This is a genomic window from Streptomyces sp. NPDC058691, from assembly GCF_042714775.1.
Lineage (GTDB): Bacteria > Actinomycetota > Actinomycetes > Streptomycetales > Streptomycetaceae > Actinacidiphila.
This window is the reverse complement of sequence record NZ_JBHXSO010000062.1, coordinates 20,686-44,498: the sequence shown is the minus strand read 5'-3', so window position 1 is coordinate 44,498 and position 23,813 is coordinate 20,686. Positions and strand designations below refer to the sequence as shown.

Below are 23,813 nucleotides of genomic sequence, written 5' to 3'. Positions count from 1 at the left end.
CCCTTGGGGTTCCCCCCGTGGAACCCTTTGGGTTCCACCGGTGGAACCCTGCCCTCGTCGTCACCAGGGTTCCACGGGTGGAACCCTGGCCGCTTCACACCCTCGCCAGCGGCCAGCGCCTGCACGTCGAGGTCGTCCCGCGCGGAGAAGTCCTCACGTGTCATCGCGGGCCTGGACGGTGCCGCACGCGTGACGCCAGAACGGGCCTTGCGCGGGTTCTTCGGCGCGGCGTCAGCGGCCTGGAGGCGGGCGTCCAGCTCGTCGTTGGACGGGATCGACGGCACCCCCAGCGGGAAGACCCGGTAGGTCGCCCGGCGCCCGAGCATGCCGACCTCCACACGCTCGATCAGGCCCTTGGCGACCAGCTCGGTAACGATGGTCGTGCACCGCTTCTCTCCCACGCCGACCCACGCGCGGACACGCCGCATGCCCGGCCTGGAGATACCCGACTCGTCGTCGGCCGAGTCGCATATCTTCATCAAAGCCAGCTTCTGGCCCTGGTTCACGACGTCGTCCGGCAGGTACGCAGCGACGAGCATCAGGTGAATGGACAACGCACTTTCCTTCCTGCCGACCGCTGCCGCCCACCCGAACAAGGGGCGGGCGGCAGCGGTCCGATCAGGCCTTGTAGGCCCGCACGTTGATGGTCCTGGGCGTGGTCTGGGCGCTGCGCTTCTCCGGGACGGCCAGGCCAGCCGCCTTCAAGTTGGCGACCATCCGCTTCTCGTCGGGGACCATCGGCACCGTGATGCCCGCCTCCTCGTGCACGTCGACCATCGCCTGCACGTCGAGGTCCCACTTGGCGTTGCCGCCGCCCCACACCAGCTCGTTGGCGCCGTAGACACCCGCCGGCGAGGCGTCGATCTTCTTGCGCGCCAGGGTCTTGATGCGGTTGCCCTCGGTTGCCAGCTCGTGGCCGCGCACGTAGTCGGCGAGGGTCTGGGTGCGGTCGGCGTCGTTGTGGATGAGGACGGTCTGCACGGGCGTTCCGGGGGACTCGGGCAGGCCCCAGCAGGCCGTGACGAACGGGCAGTAGTCGCACATGGCGTCCACGCCCGGCCCGTCGAAGTCGCGGCGCCCCTCCTCCGGGCTGTTCAGCTCCCGTACCCGCTGGACCCACCAGCGGGCGCGGATGGCCTCCATCGGGTCGAACGCGAACTCCTCGATGTGCTCTTCGCCGTTGTCGCGGTTGACGAAGCGGAAGCGGATCCGGGCGACCTCCAGCGGGCCAAGCTTGGCCAGGTAGCGCTGGCCGCGCACGTCCTCGAAGCCGACCGTGCGCAGCAGATCCGCGTACAGGTACACCTGGCGCAGCTCGGCCGCGGTCGGCCCGTAGCGGCGCACCTTGTCCCACAGGAACGTCGTCTTCGTCTTGACGTCCTCCACCGTCACCCCGCCGGCGGCCGCCACCTTGGGGCGATGGCGGGAGGCGACGCGGGCGGAGGTCTCGGCGTCCAGCTGCACGGCATCGATGTGGCCTCGGATGGTGTCGTCGCCGACGGTGCGCTCCACCAGCCAGCCGTACTCGGTTCGCGCCGCGCCCAGCAGGCCTTCGTGGATGTACGTGCCGAGGATCGCGGCACGCTTGTCGGACTGATCGGTCGGGGCGGCCCCGGCCACGATGTAGGCGGCGCGGCGCTCGCACACCGTGTCCGAGGCGCCGAGCTGCCGCTGCAGGGAACGGGGCCGTCGGGCGTCGACATCGTGCGCGGCTGTCCACAGGGACGGTGTGGATACTGTGGATTCCGCAGGCTGAGCGGTCATCAGGTACTCCCAAGGTCGTGGGGCGGGCCGGGCCGCAGGGGGCCCGGCCCGCGGGGGCAGGTCAGCTCCGGGCGGCGGCCGGCTTGGCCGCGCGCTTGGCGGGGCTGCGCTTGGCGGCCGCGCGCTTGGCGGGGGCCTTGCGGACGGGGCGACGGTCCGGGTCGGGTTCGTCGTCGGGCTCCTCGCCGTCGTCCTCGTCCCGGCGCTCGACGGCGGCCCGCAGCCGCTCGGCGTCACTGACCGGGCCCTGGCCCATGTCAGTGGGCGGGTTCTCGATCTCGGCGACCATCCGCTCGATCGTGGCGCGGATCGAGACGACCTCGCCGCGACTCAGCCCGGTGTCGTCCTTGGCCGCGTCCCACCACAGCTCACGCAGCTTCTCGACGTCCCGCAGGTCCTCCACGTCGTGCTCGTCCAGCCACGCCTGCACCCGGTCGCCGACGAGGGCGGGCATCTGGCGGGGCTGGGACTCCAGCGAGCAGCCGAGCCGGTTGAACACCAGGTCCTCGATCGTGAAGTCCGGCAGTTCCAGCGGCTTGCCGTCCTCCACGCGCAGCTGCAGCGAGCGGGCCTTGATGACCTGCGGGACCCGGCCGCGGCGCATCCGCACCCACACCGAGCAGTCGAACGCCAGGTCCTTCTGCGCCTGGACCTTCCACTCCCGCAGCACGCGGCCGCGGTTGTCCTTGACCGGGTTGCCGCCCTCGTCGATGGCGGTGATCTGCTTGCCGCGGGCGGTGATGATCGCGATACCAGGGAAGGTCTGCAGGAGGTGGATGACTTCCATCCACCGCTCGGTGGCGTCGTTCCACAGGTTCATGCCGACGTCGATCGCGGCGTCCGGGTCCTCCTGCAGCCGCTGCGCATTGCTCCTGCCGCGCCGGGCCCGCTCGCTGGTCCAGGTTCTGAGCATCCGCCACAGCGAGCTGCCCGAGTCGACGGACAGAACCACCGGCGGTTCGCCGGCGGCCGCTACGCGGCGGGCTTCGAGGTACACCGCCCGGATCTGCTCCAGGATGTCGCGGTAGGTGCCGTCGTGGTCGATGATCTCGTAGTCGGCACCGGGGATCGCCGCGTACTCGTCGGCGCTGCCCTCCGCCAGGTCAACCCAGTACATCTGGCCGATGCGCTTCGAGGCGGAGAACTCGGCGGCGGAGTAAGTCTTTCCGCTGCCCTCTTCCCCTTCGATGAGGATCAGGGGCCAGGGGACGATGCCGGTGGGTCTGCGGGTCTTCAGCTTGATGGCCATTCGGGACTCCTCCAAGAAGTCGGTGTTCTCATGCGGTGCGCAGGGCTCTGCTCTCGAACAGCGGCGCCCACTCGGGGTGCTGTTCGGTCAGGAGCCGCACGTACCGGCTGAGGAAGTCGTTGTGAGCCGGAAGGCGACGCCTCGGGTGGCTTGTCCGTAGCGCCGGCCCAGGAGCTCGGAGAGCATCCCGGTGCCGACGCGGGGAGGGCCTCGGCGACGCAGTCGGTGGTCAGCGCCTCCAGGTGCCGCAGCACCCATGGGTTGAGGTGGTGGAACGCCTGGAACCGCTGCTGGATGGACTGGCCCGGGTGGCTGGAGGGCAGCTGCACGGGCTGGATGTCGTCCAGGCCGGGCAGCTGGTCCTGCTGGGCGGGCACGGAACCCCCGAAAGTGCGCTCACTCTTGAATGGTGTGGCACATCTTTACGGAAGGGCGTCGCGTGATCAACCCGTGAGCCGCCTCCGGGCCCACGACGGCGGGTCGGCGAACGGATCGCACCGGCGGTGGCGTGCATGTATTCCTCCCAAGAGCAAGACCGGCGCCGCTCCCTGCGGCGCTGGTCTTATTCTATTCGATTCGGGGAGGTGCGTCTAGCCGTTTGCGCTGCTCAGAGCACGTTTCGCGGCCAGTCCGCGCGGGACGATGACGGAGCCAGGGCCGGTGTACCGCTTCTGCCGGAACGCCGCCTCCACCTGCGGGTCGACCGCCCACGACACGGTGCGGGCCCTCGCCTGCATCATCGGCGCCGCGACATCGACCAGGGTGTCCAGCAGCCAGATCGGGGACCCCGACAGCGAGTAGTCCGGCGGCACGAACCCGCCCTTGCGGAACACCGCCGACATGTTCTGCTGGCTGCTCAGGCCGAACAGTTGCGTCGTCTCCTGCAGGCCCAGAAGCGGAGGCACCTCGGCGACGCTGGTCGCCCACTCGCCGGGCTCCTGCTCGGCGAGGATCTGCTGCACCACCCTGTCGTCCGTCTGCTTGGGCCGCGGCATCCTCTTCCCAAAGTCCCGCACGAACGACATCAGCCAGTACGGAGACCCCGACACGATCACCGCATGGTCGTAGTTCATGACCCCACGGCCCAGCCACTGCGTGATCTGGGTCCCCTTGACCCCGTACACGGCAGCGAACTCCTGCCTGCCGGCCAAGAACGGCTTCTTCGGCATCGCCGGCCCCCTCATCCCTTCCACGCTTGCCCTTAGATTCTAACCAGCGTGGTCGGGCGCCCCCGGGGCCAAGCTCTCCATCTGGGACGACGGAACGGGGCTGGGAAGAGACGTCTGAAGTGTCGCTTCGACGACGCTCGCCGGCTCCCAGGTGCACCGCTCGATGCCGTCGTTCCATTCGTAGAGAGCACCTTGGCCGTCGCGGAACCTCCTGTGCGCCCTCCCTGCCGCAAGGCAGCGCCATCACCGCTGTTCCCCGTGACTCCCCGCTCGGCACCGCCTCACATTGCACGACTGTGACACTCAGGACGAAGTTCGGCTCCGCCGGGCACGGCTCGTGACCAGCGGGGATTCAAGGGCGGGGCATACACCGTTTCGAGCGGCCGCTAAGCTCTCGGCGTGACGAGAAAGCAAGGCCCCGAAACGTGGGGCGTGGTCCTCTCCGTCGCCTTGCGCGCTCTGCTCGGCCTTGCTGTCTGGGGAGTCGTAACTCTGGCGCTTTGGCACTTCGAAGACCACGGGATCTACAGGACACTCACCCTCGCGGTCGCGGTGTTCGCCGCTGCCCCGATGCTCGGGCTCTACATCACCGAGCCACCGCGCCGGCGCGTTGGATGCGCCATCGCTCTCGCAGCCGTGCCCGTGATGGCGGTGATCGGCTTTGCAGTGCAGCTGTGGCTCCGCCCCACGCTCGATGTGGGATTCCCGGTAGGCGAGATTGTGGGGGTACCCGTTGGGGCAGCCCTGTTCGCTTTGATCGTCACCCGGGCAAAGGCTGCCTGAGCGTTCACCCGGGCTGCACCTGCCCGCAAAGCCTGCGGGCGCGCGGTCGCGGACGGCGCGCCAACTCCGCCGAGCTCGGTCGGCGCGACACTGCCGGGTCTCCGTGCCGGGTGCCCTAGTGCAGCGAGTGACGCTGGTAGCGCGACTCCGGTGGCCCGAAGGTCAGCTCATTCTCGTCGAGGGCGTTGGCGATGGTCAGTTGGCTGTGGGGAAAGCGGAAGCTGACGGCGACTGCTCCCTGGGCCATGTCGCTCCCGGTCCACTCGAGGAGCTCTACGTCCTGAAGGATCTGGCCCTGGAGGGCGTGCAGTTCGGCGCGCATGGCGTGGCGCCACTGGAGATCGAAGTCGGGCCACAGGACCGGCTCGTGGGGGTCCACCGTGTTCCAGGTGATCGAGAGGTCGTTGAACTTCTGGTGGTTGATCTCCACCTGTTCGCCGGTGAAGTCAAGCAGGACCGGGCAGTCGGAGAACCACTCGTTGTCCTGAACGTCCCAGACCAGCCAGACATGGGTCAACGGACGGCCGATGAGCGCATGCAGTTGCTGGCCGTGGCCTACCACGACCGCGGAGCGACCGTTAAGCCAATCGGGCCGGTAGCTTTCGATCCCGAAGTTGAACACGCCAGGATTCTCTCAGAACCAGACATCACGCGCTGTTGCCGAGGCTCCGGGGCCGGTCCGGGAATGGGTGCGGCCACCGGTGATCATCGGTGTGTGAAGACAGAAGATCAGACGGTGGCCGCAGGTCACAGCATAGATCTTGCCCGGTGGCAGGACAGGTTCGAGGTCCTGATGGGCCGCATCGCGGGGCGGTTCGCCCGGGTAGAACCGCGGCGCCGGGCGAGGGCGCTGGTGCTCGGTTTGCTGTCGGACCTGCCACGCAAGAATTGCTGGACGCTCGCCGAGTACGCCGGGGACACGACCCCGGACGGTATGCAGCACCTGCTGTCCAGGGCCAGGTGGGACGCCGACGCCGTCCGCGACGACATCCGCGGCTTCGTCGTCGAGCAGCTGCACCACCATGACGCGGTGCTGGTCGTAGATGAGACCGGCGACCTGAAGAAGGGCACCGCCACGGTGGGCGTACAACGTCAATACACCAGCACCGCCGGACGCATCGAGAACAGTCAGGTGGCCGTCTACCTCGCCTACTCGACCCCGAGAGGGCACGCGGCGATCGACCGGGAACTGTACGTTCCGCGTTCCTGGACCCAGGACACGACCCGCTGCCGCGTGGCAGGGATCCCTGACAACGTCGGCTTCGCCTCGAAGCCCGCGCTCGCCGCACGCATGATCGGCCGTGCGCTGGACGCCGGCGTCCCCGCCTCCTGGGTAGCCGGAGACGAGGTCTACGGAGGCAACCCCCATCTACGGACCGCGCTGGAGGGACGGCAGGTCGGCTATGTGCTCGCCGTTGCCTGCGACCACCAGATCACTACCCGCGCGGGCAAGTTCCGCACCGACGTCCTGGTCAAGAAGCTGCCGAAGCGGGCCTGGCAGAAGCTCTCCGTCGGCGCCGGAGCCAAAGGGCACCGGTTCTACGACTGGGCCCTGGCCGACATCGCCGACGACCGGCCCGGCCGCCGCCACCTACTCGTCCGCCGCAACCGGCGCACCGTAGAACTCGCCTTCTACCGCTGCTACTCGGCGGCGCGAGTGCCGCTGTCCACCCTGGTGAGAGTGGCAGGACGCAGATGGACAGTCGAGGAGACCTTCCAGTCCAGCAAGGGCCTGGCTGGGCTCGACGAACACCAGGTCAGGCGCTGGACGTCCTGGCACCGCCGGGTCACCCTCACGATGCTCGCCCACACCTTCCTCGCCGCAGCCACCGCCGATGAACATGCGCAGGAGCCAACTCCGGACGAGTTGACCCCGCTGACCTGCAACGAGATCCAGCACCTGTTCAGCGCACTCGTCGCCCAGACCGTCCACACAGTCATCCACAGGCTCCGTTGGTCCGAGTGGCGACGACGCCACCAGGCCCGGGCCCGTGCCTGCCACTACCAGCGGCGGACCGCCCAACAACCATAAAGATCACGATCTACGGCTGGAGTACTAGAATCTTGAGATGTCTTGGCGGACTCCCGAGGTATACCAGAGATCCCCTCGCCTCACGCCAGGATCTTCAAGGCCCTTTTGACCTGCACCGACAAGCCTTAACTACGCGGCCTTGCACCGAACCCGGAACGGTTCACACAGCCGAGTGGTCCTTTCGAGTACACCGGTCTCCGACGATTCACGGCATCCCGTTATGAGCGCTTGCGTAGGCGCTCAATTTTGACTGCGATCATCACACAAATAGACGCTCCGAGGAGCGTGACTCCCTGAAGAATGGACGAGAGCAAGTCGCGCCGCACCCCTCGGAACATCAGCAATACGAAAAGTGTGAGCGTGAGGGTTGTAGAAATAAATCCGGCAGTCCGTAGTTTCTTCGGTGTCTCGTTCATATTGCCTGGTCCAGTCGGGTGATAGATGTAGGCTGAGCCGATTCTGCCGTTAAGGGCGGCCAGGCCTTGCAACGCCCAGCCGCCCCCATATGCCTGCTATTGATGCCAGGTGTAGCTGTAGTGGGTGACCCGCATGATCTTTATATACGTTCCCTTGGTTGGATAGTACTTAAGAAGCCATGTGAGAGCTTGGACAACCGCATAGGAGATCGCGGCCAACACGATAAGCAGGACAGCTGCCCACCCTGCGGAAACCACAGAAGCCCAGACCCCTACACCCAAGGCGGTGGCAAGCATCCCCTTCGTAATGGATGCCGCATTGAGAACGTCGATGAGCATATTGGTACGCCTGCGGCTCATCTTGAGCGTACAGCTGAAATAGCCACAGCCGAATGAGTTTTTATTGTGCTTTTTGTCGATCGCTAGGCCGTTCAGATCGAAATGATTGACTGGATCGGCGGGGTAGCTATAGGGGTTGGCATTGCCTCCGTACACCGGGTCGGGGCTGAGAAAGCGGCCTGTTGTGGGATCATAGAGGCGCGCTCCCATCAAGGTCACACCACTCAAGGTCTGCGCGGAACGCTGGTAGCCGCCGAGGGATCCATATGGAGTGGGTGCCGTCTGGTCGGACAGGCCGCCGAATTCATCATAGTGCTGAACGGTGACTGACTGCGTGGTGTCCGTGGGATACTGCACGGTGATGTCACCGTGCAGGTTGCTCAGTTGAAGAACTGTACCGCCGGTTGCTGCGGTGGTAGCAGTGAGCGTTCCGGTCAGGTCGATGACATTTCGGCTGATGCCGCCAGTGTTCGTCTTCGTCCAGCTGGGGCTATCGCAGTCACACGCGTAGTGGTTAGTGGTGATGTTGTTCGTGCTCCAAGTGCCATTGACCTGAGTCTCAGAAGTGCGCACGGCAAGCCGTCCGGCGGCATCGAGAGTCCAACTGTTGCGGCTCGTTCCGAGTGTCTCGGACGCAACATAGTCGTTGACGTAGTAGGTGAAGGCTGCAGCATTGTTGCCGTTGGTGGTCGTTCGCCCCAGGGCATCGTAGGTGTAGCCGGCACCCACAAGTCGGTCGGCGCTGTCGTAGGTACGGGAGGTGGTCACCTTCTGGATGTCTTCTGTACTGCTGTCGCAGTCATCCAGAGACGTGGTCTGCACAGTGCGGTTGCTGTTGGCGTCAAGGGTGTACGCACGTGTGATGCAGCCGTTGGGGGTCGAGTCCACGGCTTGCGTGAGCTGTCCGTCATCGTAGGTGTAATCGGACTGCGTGGTTGTCCCGGTCGTCTCGGTATGTCCAGCGATTTTGCCGCGGATCGTGTAGCTGGCCGCGTCGGCGGCAAGGGGAGTGCCGTCGGCGGCTGAGTAGTTCCGACTGCTCTGCTGCCCGGCAGGATCGATGGTCAGAGACAGAGTGGTGTTGCCCGGCAGGGTTTCCGTCACCAGTCGGCCGTTTGCGTCATAGGTGCCGGTGAAGGTACCTGCGATCGAGTCTGTCGTGGACTTGAGGTTGCCAGCGGTGTCATAGGCGAAGGTGACGGTCGACGGAGCAGAGTCTGTGATTTTCACCGTACGGTCGTTCTCGTCGTACGCGGTAGAGACGGTGTTGCCGGCTCCGTCGTCGTAAGAAAACCGTCGTCCGAGGTTGTCGTAGGTGTATGCGACGGTCTTCCCGTTAGACGCGCGACTCGCAATCTGTCCGTTACCGGGGTTGTAGGTGATGGTGGTTGCAGGAATGGCCTGTCCCGAACCGCCGGTGATCGTAGATTTGGTAGGTCGTCCAGCCGTGTCGAACACGTATGTGCTCGTTCGTGTGACGCCATTGGCGGTCTCAGCCTTGGTGGCCACCTGACCCCAGCGGTTGTAGGTGTCGACGGTGGTGATGCCTTCGGTGGGGTTCCCCAGGCCACCGGCTATTGCGCCGGCGGGAGTCGCCTTGCAAAGCAGTCCGGCCCATTCAGGGCGGACACCACAAGTGCCGGAACCATCGGCGGTGTAATAGGTGTAGTGCAACGTTCCCGCGTCAGTACCGGAGGAACCGGCAGTACGGGTGGCGACCACACGGCCGGAGGCGTCATATGTCGTTACGGCTGCTTGTTGTCGTAGGGGCCGTTGACCGCGTCGATGAGGAAGATGCCCTGTGGTCCGGGCGGGAGGGGGCGTGCGTCCGGGGGTCAGGGCTGCTCGCGTCGCGCGAACAGGGGCCGGAGGAGCATCTGCCAGTTGACGGCGGCGCCGCCCAGCGCGACGGTGCCGATCGCGAGGTAGCCGAGCTGGGCCATCCCATGGACTTCGGTGATCTCCAAGGCGATGGTCCGGATACCGATAACTGTAAAGACCACGGCCAGGATGAGCCGTGAGAGCGTCGTGACGAACCGCTGGACCCATGTCATGCCCGCATGATGCCCATGTCGGGAGAGGCTCACTGCACCGTGAGTGCAAGCGCGATGCCGACTGCACGCTGCCCGGGTACCCGAACATCATCGTCACCCCTCGCTGCGGCTGCTCCTGCCACGGAGGTGCGCGATGATCCCTCGCGAGCACGAGCGGATCGCCGGCACCTGTGCCCGCTGCCAGAAGTACACCGAGAACGGCGTCTCGTACCTGGTGGAGACCGGGTCCGGCCCCGGCGGCATCATCGTCGTCTGCGCCGACGCGGCCGCGTGTGTCAGCCGGGCTCCGGCGCCCCGCTGGACCGCGCCCAGCTGAGACTGTCGGCTGCCTCCGTCGGCGAAGCTTCACGGGAGGCAGGCGGCACGGGCCCCCATCGCTTTGACAGGCGGTGGGGGCCCTCCTCTGTGTCGGACAGACCTCGGCCCCCGCCGCTTACCGTGGCGGGGGCCGATCCAATGGCGCGAGGTCCTGGCGGGTTCCGGACCGGCCCTCGGGCTCGCACCCCCAGCCTGCCCCGCCTTTCCCGCAGTCGCACGCGGAGCACGCTCTAGGAGTGATGGGAGAGTCCGACGCGTCCCCGCCGTGGAGGACAGAAGGCCGCGCCGGACCGCTTCTCCGGGCGACCCCGCTGCGCGGGCAAGGACTACTTGCTGGGGTGTTGCGAGCGGGGCCGCACCTCCAGGATGCGACCCCTCATGCTCCGGGGCATCCTGGGCGAATGGACCACCGCGTGATCGTCATGCCGGTCTCGCCGAGCGGCGGCCGGCAGGTGCGCGTGGACGAGGAGATCCTCGGCGTCGCCTTCAACGCGAGCGACCTGCTGGAGTTCCTTCGGCGCGCAGGCCTCGACCCGGACACGGTCGACGTCACCGACCCCGAGCTCATCGACTGGCGCGGCAACGGACCCGAGGCGTGGGAATGACGAAGGCCGGCGCCTGTAGCGAGCGTCAGCCTCAGACGACACGAGGCCCCCACCACGCAAACAGGCGGTGGGGGCCTCGTCATGTCTTGGACCCGCTCGACGCAACTTGGGTGCCGGTAAGAACCGCGTCACCAGCCACAAACAGCGGTTGGCTGTTACAGGCGTCCCGTCTTGCCACCGGGAGAGCCTTGAAGTGCTCGAACTCCTCGTCGCTGAGACGGCCGTTTTCATTGGCTATTTCAGTCATGGTTGCAGAAGGTACCGCGCGGTCGGTGGAGCCGCTTTGGGTTGGAGTTTCACTGAGCCCTTTCCAAGCTGAGCCGAGCTGGATCGGACGGCTCGTCGTCAAGGGCCGACTGCCGTTGAGCTAGGATGCGCGCAGGATGGCGGCTGCAGGGCCTTTGGAGACAGCACGATGGTGAATACGACGCCGCGTCGGCGCGCGTTGCTCCTAAACGAGTACCCGGAACTGGCCGACTACGCACGGACGGCTCTGCGCTTGCATCCGCGCCGCGGTATGCCCACGGCACATCACAGCTCCGTGGGCGGACCCCTGCTGTGGCCTCTCGACGAGCCCTGGCCGCTCTGCCATGAGAAGCACTACGGCGACGGCCCCACTGGGCCGGCAGAGGGTGTCGTCCTGGCCTCGGTCTTCCAGCTCTTTCGACACGACCTGCCGGACGGTCTGCTGAGCGCGCCAGAGTGGATGTTTCCCGATGACAGCGACGTGCTTCAGGTGCTGTGGTGCCCGAACCCCCACGTGGACACTGACGACCCGAAGGCGACCCTTCGCTGGCGACAGCAAAGCCAGCTGACAGAAGTCAGGTCCAGCAACCCCGCTCTCAACGTGTTCACCCCAGACGATGCCGACAACCTCGTTCCGCGCACCTGCGTCGTCCACCCTGAGCTGGTCCAGGAGTATCCGCCCATCAGCATCGAGGAGCCCCAGGAAAGCGGCTTCGCCGAAACGATGCTGGGCATCCTGCCGCCCCACCTTGAGCTCGCCTGTGCCTTGTGGACCGCCACAGGCCGCCCGCGCGAGAACTTCGACCAGCACGACTACCTCGACCACTGCCGTGTCCCAGGATGGAAACTGGGCGGCTGGGAGCCTAAGGTCGGCTTCTGGCCTACACCCGCCAAACACTGTGAGTGCGGCGCTCCCACCTTTCTGCTCCTGGGAGCCACCTCAGAAGATCTCTTCGGTCCGTGGCAACCGGTGGATCCCCCCGGCTTCCGCTGGGGCGACCCGGATGACTGGGACGACAACCGACCAACCGACATCTGGCCCGGACGCAACGGCCTCCTGTGGCTCCTGGGATGCGAGGCAGATCCCACGCACCCTGTCCTTGTCTACGCCGAGTAGACACATGACGGCCTTTCCAACCTCAGGTTGAGGTGGAGTGTGAGGACGGCCTGCACGAGGGCGGTGATGCGGGTGGTGCTGCACCGCAGCTTGCGCAGGAGCCGCCAGGTCGGGATAGAGGTTGGGGTCCATCCCCGTAGTCTGACGTCACAGCACCATCAAGGAAACGCGCTCATGCACGCTGGCGACCTCAGCGATCAGTTCTTCCTCAACTGACCTTCGGGGATGAGCACCTGCGCCGATGTTCGGAGCACCGCCCCTGAGCAGGGGAAGGGGAGTCGGCGACCGTCGTCATCTGACGTCGTTGGCCTCCGTCGGACGGCCCAGCGACGGCCCGAAAGCGATCACTCGGCAGACCACGTCCACTCGTCGCCTGTCTTGCTCCGTATCACGCCGTGCAAGCCAGCATGGTGCAGCATGCGCGACCGTCCCGCGCGCCACCGTGTCCCACGCCGCATCAGCGCGGAGTAGGCACCTTTGACTTTCCTTTAGAGATCTTTTGCGCTTAGATGGCAGGGCATGCCCCAAGACGTAAGGGGCCTTGGGGCAATTTGGGGAGGGAATCGTGATTCCCTATCGGGATCACTCAATAGCACTGTCAGCGCGTTTGCGATCCAGACGGGCCCATCGGATTTCTGGCACTCTGATTTTGGCGCTTGCGCTGCACGCCGCAGCGATAGTAGAAATGCCGAAGTCAGCGTTCCTCTGGGTCGTCAAGAACGGCAAACTGGCACAGGGAACTGCGGGATGAGAAGACTCCTTTTTCTTACTGCCTCCGTGCTGGTGGCATTCGAGGCAGTAGCAGGGCTCTGGTTCATATGGCCGGCTATCGGCGTTGGCCAGGTGCTGTGCAAGGGAGAAGCGGTCGAGACACACGCAGACTGCTCGACCACGCCGTACCAGTACGGGTTGTACGCCACAGCCGCGATAACCGCTCTACTCATGTTGGGCGCCGCCGTTGTCTTGGGCTTCCCGCGCATTGAGGCCCGCACGCCTCGCTGGATGACTGTGGCGCTCCCGGCGATCGTGGCCGCCCTGAACGTCTGTTACCTGGCGACCTGGTCTATTGCCACACCGTATGACAGCACGCTGCAAGACACAGCAAGCCGCATCGTTGCTGTGTTCATCGGGGTGGCATGTCTCGCAGCAATGCGACGTCGCGTCGACGTCATGGCCACCCGCCGAGGGCAAGCAACGTAGTCCTGCGTCCTTCCTGATTCTTGCCATGCCTGAGTTCCCAGCGTCTGCGACAGCCGCTTTTCGAGTTGCTGGACGCGGGCCGCCAGGCACCCGTGGATACCGTTCCCCTGGGTTCCCGACGATGTCGAAGGGGAGTGGATCGAGTAATCCGGTGGTGGGTGCCAGAAATCACGCGCTGCTGTTGGTGGCACCAGTTTGGAAGACTGAGGCTCCGGATAGCCCCTGAGCTGCACCGACGTGGAGCTGGACGAACGCCGGATTCTGTCCGTGGTTCCCCGCCGCTCCGCTCGGCCTCGTCGTGTCTGGCACGGCTGTGGCACGTCGATGCGAACCGGCACCCGTCTGACGCGCAGCGCCCCGGCAGATTGCCCGCGAAACGCGTCATGCATCATTCTTCGGGCGGCGCTGGACGGCGCTGCGGAACGAAGGACCAGAACATGCCCGATCGACTCGGACCCCTTGCGTTCACCGACGGGGAGTGGGTGATCGGTGATCCCGCTTGTCAACGGCCATTCAATTCTCCCCGGAGGCGGCCAGTAATTCTCCCCACTGGCGGCCAGTGAATCTTCCCCAACCGCGGCCAGATATCTCCCCGCTGTTGGTGGCTGGGTCAGCGCAAGGGGATCACCCCCTGACCGCTGGTGGCCTGGTTGAGCCGGAATGAATCACCCTGGGTGACCACGACGTGAGCGTGGTGGAGGAGCCTGTCGACGGTGGCCGTGGCCAGGGTCTTGGGCATGATCTCGTCGAATCCTGACGGGTGGAGGTTGCTCGAGACGGCCAGCGCCCGCCGTTCGTATGCGGCATCGACCAGCCGGTAGAAGCCCTCGGCGGCGTCCGGGGAGACGGGCAGGAGCCCGATGTCGTCGACGATGATCAGGTCCGTCCGGATCAGCCGGGACATCGCCCTCGCCAGGGAGTCATCGGCCCGGTGGCGGCGGACGAGGGCTCCGAGGTCCTCGATGGTGAACCAGGCGACCGTCATCCCGGCCTCGATCGCGGCCTGGCCGAGGGCCTCGGTGAAGTGACTCTTGCCCGTGCCCGAGGGCCCGCAGATGCAGAGATTCTCCTTGCGGGTCACCCACTCGAGCATCTTCAGCGAGTCCTGGGTCGGCCGCGGGATCGACGAGGCCGTCTCGTCCCAGTCGCCGAAGGTCTTGCCCGCCGGGAAGCCGGCCCGCTTGCGTCGAGTACGGAGATTCGCGGCGTCCCGGCCCGCGGCCTCCTCGGAAAGCAGGACGCGGACGACCTCGGCAGGATCCCATCGCTGGGCCTTCGCGGTGGGGATCAGATCGGTCAACGCCCGCCGGATGTGGGGGAGTTTAAGCCGCTTGGTCAGCTCGATGGCTTCGGCCAACGGGTCGCCGTGGGTGCCGGAGACGGTGCGGATCGGGGTGGCCATCAGTGCTCTTCCTTCTCATCGGCGATGCCGAACTTCGACCAGGCGGAGGTGCCCGGCTGCAGGCTGTGATCTTCGGAAGCCCGGGTGGGCTCGACCGTCTCGAGGCCGGACTGGTAGGTGAGGATGCGGATCAGGTCGTTCTCCGCGAACCGCCCGGCGATCGCCGCGGTCCCAAGAGCCCGGTCGACGTCGGCGACGGAGTGGAGCTTGGCCAGGGCAACGGCCTCGGCCATCTTCGGCTTGATCCTGCGGGCCCCGGCGGCCCCGGCCTCGATCAGCCAGGACGCCGCCCCGGGTCCGAGGGCGAGGAAGGCCGCCTCCTCGGCGGAGTTCGCCCGCGGGGTCCGGTCCGCTTCCTTGTTCTCCCGGGGCGGGTAGTGCTCGTCCTTGATCGCGGGGTTCCCCGGGGTCGAGCGGTCATGGCGGGCGACCTCGGCCGGCCCGTCCTCACCGACCGCAGTGACGATCAGCTCGTCGCCGTTGAAGCGGGCCCAGACACGGGTGTCGACCAGCTGGTGCGGAACCGAATACCGAACTCCTTCGACCGAGATCGTCGCGTCCCAGTTCACCCGCCTCGTCGTCCCGAACGCGACCGCGAACGGCTCCTTCGGCAACGGGTGCAGCCGCTGCCGTTCCTCCGCGAGGACCTCGACGGGCTTGCGCCGGGTGGCCCGGTGGACCCGGTTGTTGACCTCATTGCAGAAGTCGCGGCAGGCCGCCTCGAGGTGTCCGAAGGTCGGGTACTGCTCGAGGAGATTGGCGTCGGTGGGAACCAGATCGGCCTTCGCAATCCGCACCGTCGCCTCCGATCCGCCCTTGGTTTCCGGGTCTGCCGGCAGGCAAGTACGGATCGTCAGCCCGTAGCGCCGGGCAACCTCAACGATCTCCGGGTTGCGGACCGCGATGTTCGCGACGTGCGTCGTGGTGACCGTCTTCTCGTTGTCGGTCAACGCATAGGCCGGCACCCCTCCTATTCGACGCAACGTGGCATCGAGGCAGGCCACGATCGTCGGCAGCGTCTTGTCGAACACCGGAATGACGATCCGAAAGCGGGACCAGGCCAACCACGCGCACCACAGCTGCGTCTGTCGCCCGCCGATCTTCGGACCATGGCCCCAGTCCCACTGCAGCCACAGACCCGGCTCGGTGATCCACGGCCGATAGACCCGCCGCGAACCCGCCCGCAGACTCGCTTTCACCTCCGCGACGACCCGCCGGGTGGTCCTCTCTCCGCCCGTGAAGCCCATCGCCGTGATCCGCCGGTGCACCACATCGGCCCGGATCCGTCCGTGGGAGTTCACCACCAGTTCCTCGATCTTCGACAGGTACTCGTCGATCGGACGGGCCCGGTGCTGCCTCGCCGTCGGGCTCGCGCCCTCGGCCCGCATCTGCACATACCGGGCCACCGTGTGGTGGTCGCAGCCGGCCAGCTCGGCCGCCGCTCGGTAACTCCCCGTGAGGTCGTATGCCTCCAGGATCTCCATGATCTCCCTGCTGTTCTTCACACCGGCCAGCTTTGCCGACCGGCATCGGTCCAGGTCCGGGGAGATATCTGGCCGTCCGTGGGGAAACCATTGGCCATGAGTGGGGCGCTAAGTGGCCGCCTACGGGGAGTATCTACTGACCGCCGTCACCCGCTGGGGACCATGTAAGGCTGAGGGGGGACGGTTTCTCGCAATGGGTGGAGGGTGTCGAGGCTCAGCAGATTCCGTGGGCGCGCGTGATGGACATCGCGCTCGACGTCCAGCCTCACCGGCGCGACCACTCGAAGAGGCTGCGGAAGGTTGCGGTGATCCTGTCTTGGCTTGGCCAGCCGACCGAGCACGTGGGGCTCCCCGCTTCCATCGGGGGGCTTGCGCGCTGTCCCTATGAAGAGTGGAGCGCGAACTTCACCCACCATGCCTACCGGTACCCCCGGCGTGAGATCACCGCAGCTTGCAAGCTACTCGACGAGGTATCGACCAGCGGCCGAGTCGCGCAGCTCGGCGACCCCGAGTGGCTCACCGCAGTCATCCAAAACCTGAGCGGCCACCGGTACGGCTCACGCGCACTCTTCCCCCGCAAGCGAGCAATCCGAGAGGTCCTGGAAGCCGGCCCGGACCGCCGCCTGTGACCGTCATTTGCTCGCAGCCCCTACGGCCGGCACCCGGCAGACCTCCTTCGGACCGCCCGGAGGTCATCCACCAGTCAGTTCTTCTGGAAGTGATACGGCCGCCCGCTGACCAGCACACACGACAGCGGCCGGCTCCCTGACCTGCGGCCGCTGTCGTCTCCTGTCACCGTTGGCCGCTCTGGCACGGCCCCACGGCGGCCCCAGTCAGATGAACCGAAAGACTTCGTCGTCCTCGTCGAGCATCTCGCCCCACTGGATCTTTACGTAGGCCACGTGTCCCGTGTCCGTCTTGACCTTCCATGCCGCCCACTGGTCGAGGTCGTGTGCACAGAAGCGGCGCAGGAGAGCCTTGAAGTGCTCGAACTCCTCGTCGCTGAGACGGCCGTTTTCATTGGCTATTTCGCTCATGGTCGCAGAAGATACCGCGCGGTCGGCGTAGCGGCTTTGGGCTGGAGCTGCCATGGGGCGAGAGGGTCGCGGGCCCGTAGGCTGCTGCGACTCGGGCGGTCTGTGGACCTGCCAGGCATACGACGGCCTCTTACTGGCGGGAAATTCGCTGTCGGGGAGCCTCTTCATGACCCGGGAATACGAGTTCTCCGGGTGCCAGTCTGGTGCTTCAAGAGATCGAGACCCCCACCGCGTGCGGTGGGGGTCTCGATCATTCCGCGCCGGCCGGACTACGCGGCCAGGTCGTACTTCGGCGGCCGGGCGTAGCCCAGGAGCCACCCGAACTTCGGCGACACATGCTGCTCCGCCAGGCGGAACACCGCGTAGTAGCAGAATGCGGCCAGCGGGCTCAGGACGCCGGCCAGGGCCTCCGCGTCCAGGTCGAGGCCGCGGCGGGCGGCCAGCGCGACCAGCCAGCCCACCAGCGCCGGGACGCCGGTGCGGATCAGGGACAGGAACAGGTTCATCAGGACTCCTTGGGTTGGCGGGCAACTGCGGCGTCGGCCCAGAACATGACCTCTTCGAGGCGGAAGAGGGCGGCTTGCTTCTCGGCGCCGGCGGGCAGCAGCTGGTCCAGCGTCAGCGCCGTTTCCAGGCACACCGACCCGACGTCCTCGTGGGCCTGGCGGTGCTGCGAGGTGCCGGTCGGGCGGGACGTGAACCGGTGGATGATCTCGTCGGCACTCACTTGCGGCCGTAGGCGAGGTTGTGCAGGTAGGCCCAGCCCTTCGGCCCGATCGCCGAGTCGTTCGGCTTGCCCTTGGCACGGAACTGCGGGTGGGCGGCGAAGAACTTGCGCACGCCGCCCTCGGTTCGCGTCCCGTAGTGGTCGGACAGGTCCGCGTCGGTGATCGTCAGGAACTTGGCCGCGCGCAGGGCCCTCTGCAGACCCTTCGCCGACGGCCGCGACTTGCCCGGCGCGAGGCCTGCGGGGAACGCCGGCGGCACGTACGGCTTGGACGTGGGCGGCTTCGGCGTCGACGGCGGCTTGGGGGTGCCCGGCGGCTTGGGCGCCGCGAGCCCGGCCGCCCACGTCTTCCAGTCGGCGACCGTGGTGAAGTGGCAGACGTTGACGTCGGTGTGGTTGTGGATCCCGTACTGGTGGATCACCCACGAGTGCTGGATGCGCGGGTGTCCGGCCGGGGCGTTCGGGTCGGCGATCCACAGGCCGTCGCCGCACTTCCCGGTGGTGTCGCGGTTCTTCCAGTAGTCGAGGTTGCAATAAAGGATCACCCGCAGGTGCGGGCGCAGCTTCTTCACCGCGGCGATGAACGCGTCCTTGTCCGCGCACGACGGGCGGGTCCCCGAGGTGGTGGTCTCCCAGTCGCAGGCCAGGACTTCACCGTCCTTGGGGTTCGCGCAGCGGATGAACCACTCAGCCTGGGCCTGGATGTTCCCGGGCCACAGGAAGTGGTACCAGCCGAGCGGCTTGCCCTTGGCGCGCACGGCCTTGGCCTGCTGGGCGCGCTCGGGGTTCGCGTAGGTGCGGCCCTCGGACGCCTTGATGAGGACGACGTCGACGCTGTCCAGGTCCGGGTGGGGCTGCAGAGAGCTGATGTCGATGGCCTTGAGCATGTTGTTGCCCGGTGCTTCTCCCCCGCGCCGGACGGATGGTGCTGTGACGGCCCAGGCCCTTACGGGCCTGCGCCGAGCCTGCTGGTGACCCACAGCTGCACCAGGCCCAGCAGGAACGGGGCGACGAACACGGCCACCAGCCACTTGCGGGTGTTGACGGCCTGCTGCTGGTCGCTCTCGCGCTGCCGGACCGCAGCCGCCTGCGCCTCCTCGATCGCCACCAGTCGCTGGTGCACCAGGCGTTGATCGGCCTGATAGACGTCCTTGGTGACCATCTGCTCGAAACGGGTGTTCATCCCGGCAAGGTCGGCACGCAGGTCATCCCGCAACTGCTTGATGCCGTCGTTCTGGTCCTCGCGCATCTGCTGCAGTGCGCGATGCAGCTCCCACAAGGTGGGCTCGGCGCTCGGCGGCTGTGTCACCGCGCACTCCTAGGTTGGCGTGCCCCGCGCCGTACTAGATCTTACGGGCACGAGGCGACGCCGCGTCAGTCAGCGATCACCGAGGCTGGACAGCAGGGTCACGACATCTCGGGCTGCGGGTCCATGAGGGTCGCCGAAAGGACCTCCATGCGGTGCTGGCACAAGCCGCACTCGATGCCGGGCGTCCCGCCGTTGGAGTACAGCTCGGTGACGTCGATGGCCTTGAGGTAGTTCTCGCACATCTCGGTGAGGCACTGGACCACCGCGTCGTAGAACCGGCTCGGCTCGAAAGCAATGCCACTCATGCTCCAACCACCAGCCAGTAGACCGTCGTGGGGTTCGTGCCGACACGGTTGAGCCACACCGTCAGGCCGGCGCTGCTGACATTGCTGACGGTCACACCGGTGACGCCGCCCGATCCGGGAAAGCCGCTGAACACGGTGACGAAGGCGCGGAAGGTCTTCCCGGCGACGTGCAGGCCGGTGACCGTGACGCTCGTCGGGGTGTTGGAGGCGCTCGGGGTGATGGTCACGGACCCCAGCACGATGTTGTTCGCGGTCAGGACTCCCAGCGCGTCGACCGCGTCCGCGTTGAGGTCGATCGCGGAGTTGCCCGCCGCTGGCGCCGTCTCGGAGTACAGGTTGACCTGGGCGGACGAGCTCCCCAGGTCACATCCGCTCGACAGAAGCAGCTCGTACAGGCCTCCGCCCAGGGACGAGTACGAGATGCCCGCCTCTTCCTGCGGGGCGGTCTGTCCGACGATGCCGAAGCGCACATCGCCGGCGGTCAGGGCGCCGTAGAAGTTGTCGCCGAGGCGGGTGTCGTACGTGCGGAACGCGCTGCGCCCGGTGCCGTCGTCGGGCACGAACTCGGCGAGGACTTTGCCGCTGTTGTCGACGGCATAGAGGTGGTTGCCGGACAGCAGCAGCCGGGGACCGGACTTGGCGGTCTGGACGGTGGCACCGGTGATGGTCTTGCCGTCGATGGCGTCTGCCGCCAGCAGGGCTGCGGTGATCGCCTGTGCCTTGATGTGGGTGGCGTCGATGGAGCCCGCCACGATCTTCGACGCGGTCACGGAGTTCACGGCAAGCCGGTCGGCAGTGATGCCCAAGGCCTCGATCTGCGCCGCGGTGATGCTGGCGGCCGCGATGCGGTCGGCGGCCACGGAGCCGACCGCGAGCCGGTCGCCGTTGATCGATCCAGCGACGATCTTCGGTGTGGTGATCGCCCCGTCGGCGATCATCACGCCCGGTAGGACCGGGCGGACTGCGGCGTTGTCCCACCACACGGTGCCCGCGGTGCTGTTGAAGGTCTCCACGATGATGGCAGCCCGCAGGGCCCCCGGCGGCGCCGTGACGGTACCCGCCAGGCGCTGCCACGTCGGGCCGAGGACGGGCGGCTGCGCCACCACCGTGCCCCAGGAGAACATCGCGCCGCTGGCGTCGATCCAGCCGGCGTAGAACTTCAGCGACTGCCCGACCCAGTTCGAGGAGGCCATGTAGTCGACGGCCAGGTACAGCTGGTCACCCGGCAGCACCGCGAACGACGTCAGGGTCAGGTTCCTGGCGATCGGCGTTGCCGAGGTGGCATCGACCTTGAGCGACTTCGCCGACCCGTTGCCGATGGCGTCGACCGACCACCCCGGGCGGGCGGCGGCAGCCGCCGCGGTGACCGGCCCCTCGAAGCTCGGGTCGGGCAGGATGTTGGAACTGCCGACCACGGTCAGCTTGTCGGCCGTGACCGCACCCGCCGCGAGCTCCACCGCGGTGACCGCACCGGCGGCAAGCTCCCTGGTGGTCACAGCGTCGGCGGCGATCTTCCCCGACCTCACCGCGCCGTCGGCCAGCTTGCCCGTCGCAACGGCCGCGTCGTGCAGGTGCTCCTGCAGCACGGCATTGTCGGCCAGAGCGACGCTGCCGACCGCTCCCGCCTCGATCTTCGCGGCGCTGACCGCCCCGTCGGCGAGGGCGAGTTCGGTGATGATCCCGTCCAGCACGGCCTGAGCGACCACGGGGCGAGGCCCGGCCGGTCCCGCCACGGCGGACGGCTCAGACGTCACGCCCGAGGTGGACACACACACCAGGCGTACCCACACCGGCCCGTCAGCGGGCACGACCAGGGTCCCGCCGACGGGGGAGTAGAACGCGGAGTGCAGCGTGCCCTCGTCGGTGAAGTCCTCAGAGGCGGAGAAGCGCACCTCGACGTAGGCGAAGTCGGCGAGGGCCTGGCTGCCGTCGGCGAAGGCGCCGTTCCAGCCGACGGCGACACCGCCGAGGACGGAGACGATGGTGGGCGCGGACGGTACGGGCGGGGTGGGGCCGTTGACGGCCGCGACCGCCAGCGTGCCGTCCGGCTGCAGTCCGATGCTGCCGCGCACGGTGCCGGCGTTGTCGTACACGGCGATGGCGCCGTTCTCGATCGAGGAGTTCGCCAGGCGGCTGGTGCGGGACAGGTCCCGCACCAGCCGTTCCAGATTGGCGATCCGGGACGCAAGGACAGCGAGGGTGTCAGCCAATGGGGTTCATCCTCCGTAGATGAAGGAGTCGGCGCGCGCGAGGCTCACCGTCATCCGTTCCTGCTGGTCCCCCTGCGCCGGCGTGAGCGTCCATCCGGTCACTCGCGCCCAACCGTCGTAGTCGGTCCACTGGTCGTGGACCTGCACCCGCACGTCGTCGCCCACCTGGAAGGAACCGAAGCGGGCCGCGGGGTGGTCGATGATGTCGACCTGGTCGACCGAGCCGCGGGCCTGCCCGGCGACACGCCCGGTGCGGGCCTTCGCCGCAAGCTGGTCCTGGCCCTTGATCGTGGGCAGGTCCAGCACGCCTTCCAGGCGCAGCCGCCCATCCCGTACGGCGTCGATGGCACGCAGCCGGGCCTGTCCCTCTCCCGATCCGAAAGCGACCATGACCTGCGCGTACGCATCGCCGTCGTAGACCACTTGCTGGCTGGTGGCGATGTTCACGCCGCTGGTGAACGACACGTCGGTGCGACGCGTCCCCAGGCGGGGCCAGCCGAGGCGGATACGGCGCTCGGGCAGCCCGTCCACCCACGCCACCTGCTCGGTCCACTCCGGGCCGCCGAACACGTTCACCGCGTCGTCGACGAGCTCGGCGAGGGTGCGGGACTCCCACCAGGCCGACGCGTACGGCTCCGCCGGCGTGCCGATCGTCGCCTTCGACGTGGTGCCGTCGACGACGACACCCAGGTTGCCGTCCGGCTGGGCCTGGCAGTACGCCCACACGTCCCGGATCAGCTTGCACGGGTCGCCGTACGTGTAGGGGCCGCGCCCGTCGAGGTTGCCGTGCACGTCGTGCCGGCGGGTCAGGTAGGAGCTGAACCCGGCCGCCTCGATGGGGTACTTGCCGCCCTCCGGTTCGGCCCGCCAGATCAGGCCGCCCCACATCAGCTTGGAGTCCCGCTCGGCGAAGATCAGCGTGTTGCCGGGGTCGACCATCGAGCCCAGGACGTGCGCGAGGTGCGGTTCCAGCGTGGCCTGCAGCGCCCCGGACCCGTTGCGTTCCGGGCCGTACGTGACGTCCGACAGCGGCAGGTCCCACGCCAGGACCTGCCCCGTCAGGGCGCTGCACGTCAGGTAGCGGTAGGAGTGCACCGTTAGAACACGCCTTCCTCGAACTCCACGTCGGCGATCGCGGTCGTGGCCCCGTCCGCCTGGAGCGTTCCGGCGAGCGAGCTGTCCAGGGAGGCCAGGGACTGCAGGAGCTGCGTGGTGCCGCGCATCGCCGCCGGGATGCTGATCGTGTCGGCGCAGATCAGGTTCGCGCGCTGCGAGCGGTCACCGGTGGTGAAGGGGCCGGTGTCGTAGTTGACGCCCTGGCCCTGGACGGTGCCCAGCTTGAACGCGGCGTGCCCCCACGTAGCGCCCGACAGGATCTCCGCCGCGGCGATGGTGAGGGTGATGCGGGCCCGCACCGCCCACACGGGCACGGCGATGTTCCAGCGGGCCGCCGCCGGCCACGACACGTACGTGCCGTCCTTGTTGCCCGCCCAGTTCTGTTCGCCGCTCGCGGAGGCGGTGTAGAGCTGCCGGTCCCGGCGCGGGTTGGCGATACCCCGCAGGTCGGTGATCATCGCGTTGGTGATGGTCGCGGTGTTCGGCGGGATGGTGATCCGGGCCAGCGGGATCGCGGTCATGCCCGCCGGCGGCTGGGTAGCGGTGCCGCTGACGTTGGAGACGACGTGGAAGTAGCCGATGTCGTCGATGGCCGGGTTCAGGTCGCCCTCGTACTCCGGGTCCAGGACGCGCAGCACCACCATGTCGGTGCGGCCGGTGGCCCCAGTGGGGGCGATGTCCACGGGCGCCGTGCCGACGTTGTACTGCGTGTAGGAGCCCTGGCCCGGCGCCGCGCCCCGCACCACACCGGAGCCGTCGGCGACCTGCACGCCCGCACCGGGCGTGGACTGCTGGGAGACCTTGAGGTCGTTGAACTCGGTCACGCCCTGCGACCCGCGGGACAGGTCGCGGATCATCATGCGCATGGTGCGGGCGGGGTGGATACCGCCGTTGACCATCATCGGGGGCTGGAGCAGCGTCATTGAAGTGT

Annotated in this window: 25 protein-coding genes; 6 read left to right on the top strand and 19 right to left on the bottom strand. The window is 67.3% G+C overall.

Annotated features, from left to right (window positions below; genetic code table 11):
* The 4 genes from ACFWVC_RS32360 to ACFWVC_RS32345 all read right to left on the bottom strand — a co-directional run.
* Positions 1-554, bottom strand: a 554-nt coding sequence (locus ACFWVC_RS32360) for a hypothetical protein (protein WP_384295881.1), incomplete at its 3' end; no start/stop codon positions are given.
* 64 nt (positions 555-618) lie between these two features.
* Positions 619-1,764, bottom strand: coding sequence for a hypothetical protein (locus tag ACFWVC_RS32355; RefSeq protein WP_384295878.1), 1,146 nt, complete (start codon positions 1,762-1,764; stop codon positions 619-621).
* 61 nt (positions 1,765-1,825) lie between these two features.
* Positions 1,826-3,013, bottom strand: a complete 1,188-nt coding sequence (locus ACFWVC_RS32350) for an AAA family ATPase (protein ID WP_384295876.1) — start codon at positions 3,011-3,013, stop codon at positions 1,826-1,828.
* Positions 3,014-3,603: 590 nt separating this feature from the next.
* The gene (locus tag ACFWVC_RS32345) at positions 3,604-4,164 is read right to left on the bottom strand and encodes a hypothetical protein (protein ID WP_384295873.1); all 561 of its coding nucleotides are present in this window, start codon (positions 4,162-4,164) and stop codon (positions 3,604-3,606) included.
* A gap of 417 nt (positions 4,165-4,581) precedes the next feature.
* Between ACFWVC_RS32345 and ACFWVC_RS32340 the strand changes: the two genes are divergently transcribed.
* Complete coding sequence (locus ACFWVC_RS32340) at positions 4,582-4,965, top strand: hypothetical protein (RefSeq protein ID WP_384295870.1); 384 nt, start codon at positions 4,582-4,584, stop codon at positions 4,963-4,965.
* A gap of 115 nt (positions 4,966-5,080) precedes the next feature.
* On the opposite strand, the gene ACFWVC_RS32335 is transcribed toward ACFWVC_RS32340, so the two are convergent.
* Complete coding sequence (locus ACFWVC_RS32335) at positions 5,081-5,482, bottom strand: hypothetical protein (RefSeq protein ID WP_384295867.1); 402 nt, start codon at positions 5,480-5,482, stop codon at positions 5,081-5,083.
* Between the two features lie 276 nt (positions 5,483-5,758).
* Here ACFWVC_RS32335 and ACFWVC_RS32330 point away from each other — a divergent pair, with 276 nt between their 5' ends.
* Positions 5,759-6,997: an IS701 family transposase gene (locus ACFWVC_RS32330; protein WP_384295885.1), complete on the top strand. Its 1,239-nt coding sequence runs from the start codon at positions 5,759-5,761 to the stop codon at positions 6,995-6,997.
* Positions 6,998-7,509: 512 nt separating this feature from the next.
* On the opposite strand, the gene ACFWVC_RS32325 is transcribed toward ACFWVC_RS32330, so the two are convergent.
* Together ACFWVC_RS32325 and ACFWVC_RS32320 are read right to left on the bottom strand one after the other, a co-directional pair.
* Entirely contained in the window at positions 7,510-9,474 is a 1,965-nt protein-coding gene (locus ACFWVC_RS32325) for an RHS repeat-associated core domain-containing protein (RefSeq protein WP_384295865.1), read from the bottom strand.
* Between the two features lie 113 nt (positions 9,475-9,587).
* Positions 9,588-9,806, bottom strand: coding sequence for a hypothetical protein (locus ACFWVC_RS32320; RefSeq protein ID WP_384295861.1), 219 nt, complete (start codon positions 9,804-9,806; stop codon positions 9,588-9,590).
* A gap of 133 nt (positions 9,807-9,939) precedes the next feature.
* Between ACFWVC_RS32320 and ACFWVC_RS32315 the strand changes: the two genes are divergently transcribed.
* Both ACFWVC_RS32315 and ACFWVC_RS32310 read left to right on the top strand, forming a co-directional pair.
* On the top strand, positions 9,940-10,122 hold the full coding sequence (locus ACFWVC_RS32315) for a hypothetical protein (protein WP_384295858.1): 183 nt from the start codon (positions 9,940-9,942) through the stop codon (positions 10,120-10,122).
* Between the two features lie 403 nt (positions 10,123-10,525).
* Complete coding sequence (locus ACFWVC_RS32310; RefSeq protein ID WP_384295855.1) at positions 10,526-10,729, top strand: hypothetical protein; 204 nt, start codon at positions 10,526-10,528, stop codon at positions 10,727-10,729.
* A 79-nt stretch (positions 10,730-10,808) separates the two neighbouring features.
* Here ACFWVC_RS32310 and ACFWVC_RS32305 read toward each other — a convergent pair whose 3' ends face one another.
* Positions 10,809-10,976 (bottom strand): hypothetical protein, encoded by a 168-nt coding sequence (locus ACFWVC_RS32305; protein WP_384295852.1) that lies wholly within the window; start codon positions 10,974-10,976, stop codon positions 10,809-10,811.
* A 168-nt stretch (positions 10,977-11,144) separates the two neighbouring features.
* Between ACFWVC_RS32305 and ACFWVC_RS32300 the strand changes: the two genes are divergently transcribed.
* Positions 11,145-12,092, top strand: a complete 948-nt coding sequence (locus ACFWVC_RS32300) for a hypothetical protein (protein ID WP_384295849.1) — start codon at positions 11,145-11,147, stop codon at positions 12,090-12,092.
* Positions 12,093-13,902: 1,810 nt separating this feature from the next.
* On the opposite strand, the gene istB is transcribed toward ACFWVC_RS32300, so the two are convergent.
* Both istB and istA read right to left on the bottom strand, forming a co-directional pair.
* Complete coding sequence (gene istB, locus ACFWVC_RS32295) at positions 13,903-14,694, bottom strand: IS21-like element helper ATPase IstB (protein ID WP_375822209.1); 792 nt, start codon at positions 14,692-14,694, stop codon at positions 13,903-13,905.
* Positions 14,694-16,199, bottom strand: coding sequence for an IS21 family transposase (gene istA, locus ACFWVC_RS32290; protein ID WP_384295846.1), 1,506 nt, complete (start codon positions 16,197-16,199; stop codon positions 14,694-14,696). The genes istB and istA overlap by 1 nt, the downstream gene beginning before the upstream one ends.
* A 176-nt stretch (positions 16,200-16,375) precedes the next feature.
* Between istA and ACFWVC_RS32285 the strand changes: the two genes are divergently transcribed.
* Positions 16,376-16,807 (top strand): hypothetical protein, encoded by a 432-nt coding sequence (locus ACFWVC_RS32285; protein WP_384295843.1) that lies wholly within the window; start codon positions 16,376-16,378, stop codon positions 16,805-16,807.
* 204 nt (positions 16,808-17,011) lie between these two features.
* On the opposite strand, the gene ACFWVC_RS32280 is transcribed toward ACFWVC_RS32285, so the two are convergent.
* The 9 genes from ACFWVC_RS32280 to ACFWVC_RS32240 all read right to left on the bottom strand — a co-directional run bounded on the left by ACFWVC_RS32280 (position 17,012) and on the right by ACFWVC_RS32240 (position 23,805).
* Positions 17,012-17,269, bottom strand: coding sequence for a hypothetical protein (locus ACFWVC_RS32280; RefSeq protein WP_384295840.1), 258 nt, complete (start codon positions 17,267-17,269; stop codon positions 17,012-17,014).
* Positions 17,270-17,484: 215 nt separating this feature from the next.
* Positions 17,485-17,721, bottom strand: a complete 237-nt coding sequence (locus ACFWVC_RS32275; protein WP_384295838.1) for a hypothetical protein — start codon at positions 17,719-17,721, stop codon at positions 17,485-17,487.
* On the bottom strand, positions 17,721-17,942 hold the full coding sequence (locus ACFWVC_RS32270) for a hypothetical protein (protein ID WP_384295836.1): 222 nt from the start codon (positions 17,940-17,942) through the stop codon (positions 17,721-17,723). Before ACFWVC_RS32270 ends, ACFWVC_RS32275 begins: the two co-directional genes overlap by 1 nt.
* Positions 17,939-18,829, bottom strand: a complete 891-nt coding sequence (locus tag ACFWVC_RS32265; protein WP_384295833.1) for a GH25 family lysozyme — start codon at positions 18,827-18,829, stop codon at positions 17,939-17,941. The genes ACFWVC_RS32270 and ACFWVC_RS32265 overlap by 4 nt, the downstream gene beginning before the upstream one ends.
* Before the next feature lie 59 nt (positions 18,830-18,888).
* A complete protein-coding gene (locus ACFWVC_RS32260) occupies positions 18,889-19,251 on the bottom strand; it encodes a hypothetical protein (protein WP_384295830.1) in 363 nt (120 codons plus the stop codon).
* A 98-nt stretch (positions 19,252-19,349) separates the two neighbouring features.
* Positions 19,350-19,556: a hypothetical protein gene (locus ACFWVC_RS32255; RefSeq protein ID WP_384295826.1), complete on the bottom strand. Its 207-nt coding sequence runs from the start codon at positions 19,554-19,556 to the stop codon at positions 19,350-19,352.
* Positions 19,553-21,766: a hypothetical protein gene (locus ACFWVC_RS32250; protein WP_384295822.1), complete on the bottom strand. Its 2,214-nt coding sequence runs from the start codon at positions 21,764-21,766 to the stop codon at positions 19,553-19,555. Before ACFWVC_RS32250 ends, ACFWVC_RS32255 begins: the two co-directional genes overlap by 4 nt.
* A gap of 6 nt (positions 21,767-21,772) precedes the next feature.
* Complete coding sequence (locus ACFWVC_RS32245) at positions 21,773-22,861, bottom strand: hypothetical protein (RefSeq protein ID WP_384295820.1); 1,089 nt, start codon at positions 22,859-22,861, stop codon at positions 21,773-21,775.
* Between the two features lie 2 nt (positions 22,862-22,863).
* Positions 22,864-23,805: a hypothetical protein gene (locus ACFWVC_RS32240; protein ID WP_384295818.1), complete on the bottom strand. Its 942-nt coding sequence runs from the start codon at positions 23,803-23,805 to the stop codon at positions 22,864-22,866.
* Between the last annotated feature and the right edge of the window lie 8 nt (positions 23,806-23,813).